This is a genomic window from Bifidobacterium kimbladii, from assembly GCF_032193675.1.
Classification (GTDB): Bacteria; Actinomycetota; Actinomycetes; order Actinomycetales; family Bifidobacteriaceae; genus Bombiscardovia; species Bombiscardovia kimbladii.
Map to the genome: position 1 here is coordinate 1 of NZ_JASTZZ010000014.1, position 1,549 is coordinate 1,549.

The 1,549-nt window shown below is 67.1% G+C and carries 1 pseudogene; it reads left to right on the top strand.

The annotated features are described in order from the left end of the window. Nucleotides 1–273: 273 nt before the first annotated feature. Nucleotides 274–1,549: pseudogene (locus QRX41_RS08360) on the top strand (InlB B-repeat-containing protein); the annotation flags it as partial.

The following is a 1,549-nucleotide window of genomic DNA, read 5'->3' on the forward strand; positions in this document are numbered from 1 at the left end:
TCACCGGGGGGGGGGGGTCGTCAGACCCCTCGCGTAGCTGAGCAAACCCCCGGCACTCTCCCCAGCAGCACTCCAGAAACCCGGCTATCCTCGCCCTCGCCGATACAAGCCACCACACCGTTAAGCCCCACGCCAGGAACCCCGTCATCGACGACGGGAACACCCGGCAGCGCAGACTCCGCCCAGGCCAAGCCAGCAGAAAAGAGGGATGGTCAGGCTTCGCACACAGTGCGCTTCGACCCGAACAACGGCAGCAAGCCAACACAGTCAACCGTGAAAACCGGCACGCTCGCCGCTCCCCCGCAACAGAACCCTCAAAGTGAGGGCTTCCGGTTCGACGGATGGACGTTTGACGGCCAGCCTTTCAACTTCCAGACCCCCATCCTCCAGGACACCACCCTGAAAGCAGAGTGGACCAAAGCCGCGGACTGGCGGCTGAACCCGGACCACGGGCCCGCCTCCGGCGCCCGGCTGACCATCAGCCCGCCCGACCGGCAGGAGCCTCAGTTCGCCAGTCTTGATGCCGCCGGAGACCAGACTGTCGGCCTGGCCGGCGACGGGCGCATCTACACCTGGACGCAGGACAGCACGCCCAAACAGGCGCCCTTCCCAGCCCAGGCTCCCGACGGGTTCCGCTACCTGCAGGTTGCAGCCGGCAGCCGGTCGCAGGCCGCGATCGGATCCGACCAGCGGATCTACACCTGGGACAGCGGACAAACAGCACCTACGCTCCTCGACCCCGGCAAGGATGCCAGGTTCACCAGCATCAGCATGAATAGCGAGCGTCTCTCGGCGGTGGACCGGCAGGGCCGGGTCCACGCCTATCAGGCCAGCAAGGACGACAGTCAGAACCCGGAACTTATACAGCAGGCCGCCATCAGCCTGCCCGGGCAGGCGCAGGCCGTCACCGCCGTCGCCTCCGCCAGCCAGGCGCTCATCGTGGACGCGGACGGGCAAGCCTGGACCTGGGATACCAGCAAGACCGGCAAAACCAAATGCGTCAAGCAGCAGCCGGAAACGCGCATCGTCCAATCCCAGGCCCTCAACCAGGGGTTCCTCCTCCTGGACGCGGACGGGCAGGCCTGGTACCTGGCTGGCAGCACAGCAAGCATGACCCCAGTCAGCCTGCCGGACGGCGCGCAGGCCAACAGGATCACCGCCAACAAGGACCAGGCCGTCATCACTGATGCGGACGGCCACGTCTGGGCCTGGAAGCCTGGCGAAGCCCCCAAGCGTGCGGATGACGGGAGCCAGCAGTACGTGCAGGCTGCAAGCACTGGCGGCGGGATCGCCGCCATCAGCAGGCAGGGCGGCATGCTCGCGTGGAGCATGGATGCTCAGGGCCAGCCCGGCAAACCCGACAGGCTCGACACCACGCAGGCGCCCATCCTGGAAACAGCCAGCATGAACGGCCAAGCATTGGCGCTCACCAGGAGCAACGATGCCTGGCAGGCGGCCATGCCCGCCCGCAAGCCGGGGCTGGCCGCCATCCTTATCACGGGCAGGCAGGACGGGCAGCCTTTCGCCAGGAGCCTTGCGTACACGGTCG